The sequence below is a fragment of the Kitasatospora sp. NPDC091257 genome (genome assembly GCF_044757675.1).
GTDB classification, from domain to species: domain Bacteria; phylum Actinomycetota; class Actinomycetes; order Streptomycetales; family Streptomycetaceae; genus Kitasatospora; species Kitasatospora lactacystinica.
Map to the genome: position 1 here is coordinate 1 of NZ_JBIVVI010000742.1, position 4,611 is coordinate 4,611.

Sequence of the window (4,611 nt, forward strand, 5' to 3'; positions counted from 1 at the left end):
GGCCCCCCGCCGCCCCCCCCCCCCCGGCCGTCGGGTACGGCTCAGCGCTCCTTGTCCACGGCCGGCAGCCCGGCCTGACCGGCGGTCAGCCGGCCCTCGGCGTACAGCCAGCGCACCGTGTCCGCCATGGTCTCGGCGGTCGGCCTCGGCGTCAGCCCCCCGGTGCTCGCCGCGGGGTCGACCGGGGTCGCACAGGCGCAGGTGTAGACGGCCCCGTACTCGGCGGGGATGTGCCAGGGCCATCCGCGCTGGAGCAGGGTGGCCAGGGCGCCGACCGGCAGCATGGCCCGGGCGGGGAGGAAGGCCGCGGGCAGCCGCCGCCCGGTGACCTCCCGCAGGGTCCGCACGTACTGCCGGGTGGGCAGGTGGTGGCCGGGTCCGAAGTGCCGGTCGGAGCCCGCCCTCGGCGTGGTCAGCAGCCGGGCGTGCAGCTGCGCGGTGTCCCGGACGTCGCCGACCGGGAAGCCGCCCAGCGGCCAGATCGGCATCAGTCCGCGCAGGGTGTTGCGCAGCCGGGCGTTCTGGTCGCCCAGCCCCGGGTCCTGCGGGCCGAGCAGCGCGGGCGGGTAGCTGATGACCACCGGCGCGCCGTCCCGCTGGTGGCCCCGCGCGATCCGCTCGGCCGCCGCCTTGGTCGCCATGTACGTGTCCCGGGGACGGCCGACCGGGGAGTGCTCCCCGAGCGGCCGTCCGGGGGACGGCAGCAGCGCGACGATGCTGGAGACGTGGACGACCGGGTCGGCGCCCGACCGTCGGGCGGCGGCCAGCACCAGTTCGGTTCCCCGCTCGTTGGTCCGGCGCATCTGCGCGTTGCGCCGGCTGTCGAAGGAGTACACCGCGGCCGCGTGCAGCACGGCGTCGGCGCCGCGCACCGTGCGGGCCGCGTCGCCCTCGTCGGTCACGTCCCCGACGACCAGGTCGACGGCGCCCGGGTCCACCTCCAGCAGGCCCAGGACCCGCTCCGCGGCGGCCGGGTCGCGGACCAGCATCCGCGCCCGGTGGCCGCCGCGGACCAGCGCCGCGACCGAGTGGATGCCGACGAATCCGGTGCCGCCGGTCACGCTCACCAACATCGGACCATCCCCCCGCTCAGCCGATCTCTTCCGGTTTCCCGCCGATGCCCCGGTGGAAGGCGCCGCCGTAGAACAGCAGCGCCTCCCGGTGGTCCGCCCAGTCCGAGGCGAGCACCTCGCCGAGGAAGATGGAGTGGTCGCCGCCGTCGTACTGCTCGGCGAGCTTGCACTCCAGCCAGGCCAGCGAGTCCGACAGCAGCGGGGCCCCGGTGAACGGGCCGGGCTGCCAGTCGAGGCCGTCGAACTGGGCGGCCCCGCGCGGCCTGCTCTTGTTCGCGAAGTACCGTGCCAGGTGCTCCTGTTCGGCGCCGAGCACGGAGACCGCGAAGGACCTGGACGCCATGATCGCCTCGTGCATCGTCGCGGAGCGGGCCACGCAGCACAGCACCATCGGCGGCTCCAGGGAGACCGAGCTGAACGCGTTGGCGGTCATCCCGTGGACGTACTCGCCGCCGGTGGTCAGGACCGTGATCCCGGTGGCGAAACGGGCCATCGTCTCGCGCAGGGCGCCCGGCAGGACCGCGCGGTTCGCCGCGGCCGCCGACGTCGCGCCCGGCGCCTGGGCGGGGGCCGGGGACCGGCCGTTGCCGATCACAGCGCCCGCCCCGTCCCGACCGGCCCGCCGGGCGGGACCTGCGCCGCGAGGGCCCGCGCGACGGCCGGCCCCTCGGCGTACGGCACCAGTGCCAGGCGCAGTTCCTCGGGCACCCGGGCGGGGACGGTGGCCGTGTTCGGCCCGCGCATGCACGCGATCCGCTGCCGGCCGCGGGCGACCAGGTTCTCCTGCTCGCCGTCGATCCGCAGGTAGTCGAAGCTGAACTGGATCTGGGTCTGGGTCAGCTCCTCCAGCCGCATCCGGACCGACAGCTCGTCGAACGAGGTGATCTCGGCGAAGAAGTCGCACTCCACCTTGAGGGTGAACAGCTTCAGGTCGTCCCGCAGCTCGGCGAGCACCCCCGGCGCCTTGTCCTTGAGGAACATCTCCCGGCAACGCCCCTGCCAGCGCAGGTAGTTCACGTAGTAGACGTTGCCGACGAGGTTGGTCTCCTCGAAGCCCACGGTGTGGCGGATCTCGTAGTAGGCCGACATCAGTTCTCCTTCCCGACGAGCACCGCGAAGAGCACCGGCTCCGTCCGGTCGTTGACGGTGGTGACCCAGGTGGCGACGGCCGCGTCGCCGGCGGACAGGACGACCCAACCGCCCGGGTGGACGCGGTCGAGCGTCAGCGCCTGGGTGGTCGCGCCGGACTTGCGCAGGCACTCCAGCGCGCTCCAGACCCTGGTGCCGGCCACCGCCGGGCTGCAGCCCGCCTCGGCCACCAGCAGGTCCCGCAGGGCGAGTTGACCGGCGCCCAGCAGGGCGTCCCAGTCCTCGGTGCTCCGCTCCAGGACGGTCTCGACGTCGCAGGCGAGCCGCCCGGGTCCGGCCACCGCCAGGGTCAGGCCGGGGCCGTGCGAGGCCGAGACCGTGATCCCGTCGAGTCCGGGCCCACCGGCGAGTTCGGGCTTGCCGTCCGGCCGGTGGCGCAGGTCCACCGGCCGTCCCAGCGCCCGGCCGAGAGCGGTCGCGGTGCGGGCCCGGCGGTCCCCGTCGGCGGACTCCGCGGTGGATTCCGCGGCGGGCTTCGCCGCGGGCTCGACGACCACCGCGCGGCTGCCGCCCAGCACCCGTTCCAGGCCGCGTTCCAGGTACGAACCGAGCATCGCGGGCACCCACGGTCCGGCTCCGTCGCGCTTGCGGACGGCGACCAGGGTCAGCCCCTCCCAGCGCTCGACGACCTTCCCGGCCGGGGTGCGCACGTCGAGGTCGTAGACGTAGCTGTCCCCGTCCTGGGAGCGCTCCCTGGCGTCGAGCACCACGTACTCGGCGTCCTGGTCCGCCGGGTCGGCCAGCCAGAGCCGCTCGATGCTCTGCGGCAGCAGGGTGGCGTCCGGCACGCAGCACTGGATGGCGTGCATCATCGCGTCCCGGGTCCCGGGGTCGGCCAGTTGCTGGTCCTGCGGCAGGAAGGCCGCGAACCACGGCGCCGGGGCGGTGGTGGAGATCTCCGCCAGCGCGTGCCGGGCGCTCGCCCGCCGGTACTCCAGCAGGCGCTGGAACCGCTTGCCCTGGAAGAGCACGCTGCCGTACAGCTCGGTCACCGGGTCCACCGGCACCGCCGGCAGGCCGAATTCGACCGGCACCGGCGTCCCGGGCACCTCGGGCCGCGGGTAGCGCAGCCGGGCCCGGAAGTGGTCGGCCGCGAACTCGGTGCCCTCGCTGCGCAGCACCACGTCCACCGTCCCGGGCTCCCGGACCAGCGCCGCGATCCGGATGGTGGTCGAGCCGCCCGGCCGGACCACCACGGGCCGGCGGAACTCGACGTCCTCCAGCAGCGGCGGGCCCTGGTGCCCGCTCACCGCGGCGGCCACCTGGGCCATCGCCTCCATGCCGAGCACGGCCGGGAAGAGCAGGTCGTCCTGGAGCCGGTGGTCGGTCAGATAGGGGTCGCCGCCCTCGGTCAGCTCGGTCTCGGTGATCAGCTCGATGTCCGGGTGGTGCACGACCACCCGCTCGACGAACCTGGTCAGCGGCAGCTCGCGCCGCTCGGTGGTGAGGGTGGGCAGGCCGCCGGCCCGCCCGCTGACCACCAGGACGGGGCCGGCCGAGGGGTCCGCGAGCACCTCGCGGAGCACCTGGATGCCGTTCTCGGTGGAGATCGGCGTGATGCCCTCCCGGATCAGCGCCTCGACGACGCCGAGCCGTTCGCCCATGCCCGCGCCCGACCAGACCGACCACTCCAGCGCGACGGCCCGGGCCCGCGGGTACCGGTCCTGGAAGCGGAGGGTCAGCTCGGTCATCCAGTCGTTGGCGGTGGCGTAGTGCGCCTCGCCGCGCAGTCCGGCCCGGCCGATGATCGAGCCGAACGTGATCAGCAGCTTCAGGCGTTCCGGTTCGACGGCCGCCAGGACCACCTCCAGACCGTCGGTCTTGGGCGCCAGGGTCCGGCGGAAGTCCTCGGCGCTCAGCGCCTCCAGGGCGGCGGGCTGGTTGCGGCCGGCGCCGTGCAGCACGGCGGTGACCGGGCCGAGCCCGTTCTCCAGCAGGGCCACCGCGGCGGCGATCTCCTCGGCCGAGGTCACGTCGGCGCGGGCGTACCGGTGGCGCAGGCCCGCGGCCTCCATCCGGGCGAGGTTCCCGGCGAGTTCGGGGTCGGTGGCCGGATCGGCGCGGCCGATCAGGGCCAGGGCCGCCCCGGAGTCCTGGGCCATCGCGATGGCGCACTCGGCGGTGATGCCCTTGCCGCCGCCGGTGACCAGGAGGACGTCCCCGGCGTCGAGCGGGGACCCGCCCTCGGTCGCGGGGCTCAGCTGCAACGGCCGGAGCACCGGGACGGTCCGGCGCCCGTCCGGCTGGTAGCGGACCTCCGCGAAGCCGGCCGTGGCGGCGGTCTCGGCGACCACGCGGGCCACCGCCTCGTCACGGGCCGCGCCCTCGGGGGCGGTGTCGGCCAGCTCGACCACCGTGACCGGGACCGACGGGTGCTCCAGGTGCAGGG

At 75.2% G+C, this 4,611-nt stretch carries 4 protein-coding genes; all 4 read right to left on the reverse strand.

Annotation, left to right across the window (positions count from 1 at the left end):
• Window positions 1–41: 41 nt before the first annotated feature.
• Window positions 42–1,073, reverse strand: coding sequence for an NAD-dependent epimerase/dehydratase family protein (locus tag ACIQOV_RS28605; protein WP_401053357.1), 1,032 nt, complete (start codon window positions 1,071–1,073; stop codon window positions 42–44).
• A 16-nt stretch (window positions 1,074–1,089) separates the two neighbouring features.
• Window positions 1,090–1,668 carry a flavin reductase family protein gene (locus ACIQOV_RS28610; RefSeq protein ID WP_401053359.1) on the reverse strand — a complete coding sequence of 193 codons (579 nt, stop codon included), beginning with the start codon at window positions 1,666–1,668 and terminating at the stop codon, window positions 1,090–1,092.
• Window positions 1,665–2,162: an acyl-CoA thioesterase gene (locus ACIQOV_RS28615; RefSeq protein WP_401053362.1), complete on the reverse strand. Its 498-nt coding sequence runs from the start codon at window positions 2,160–2,162 to the stop codon at window positions 1,665–1,667. Before ACIQOV_RS28615 ends, ACIQOV_RS28610 begins: the two co-directional genes overlap by 4 nt.
• On the reverse strand, window positions 2,162–4,611 hold a 2,450-nt coding region (locus ACIQOV_RS28620), incomplete at its 5' end, for an SDR family NAD(P)-dependent oxidoreductase (protein ID WP_401053364.1). The genes ACIQOV_RS28620 and ACIQOV_RS28615, both read right to left, overlap by 1 nt.

Bases quoted from the DNA above. Each gene is read 5' to 3' on its own strand.
- ACIQOV_RS28605 (WP_401053357.1), bottom strand. From the start codon at position 1,073: ATGTTGGTGAGCGTGACCGGCGGCACCGGATTCGTCGGCATCCACTCG.
- ACIQOV_RS28615 (WP_401053362.1), bottom strand. From the start codon at position 2,162: ATGTCGGCCTACTACGAGATCCGCCACACCGTGGGCTTCGAGGAGACC.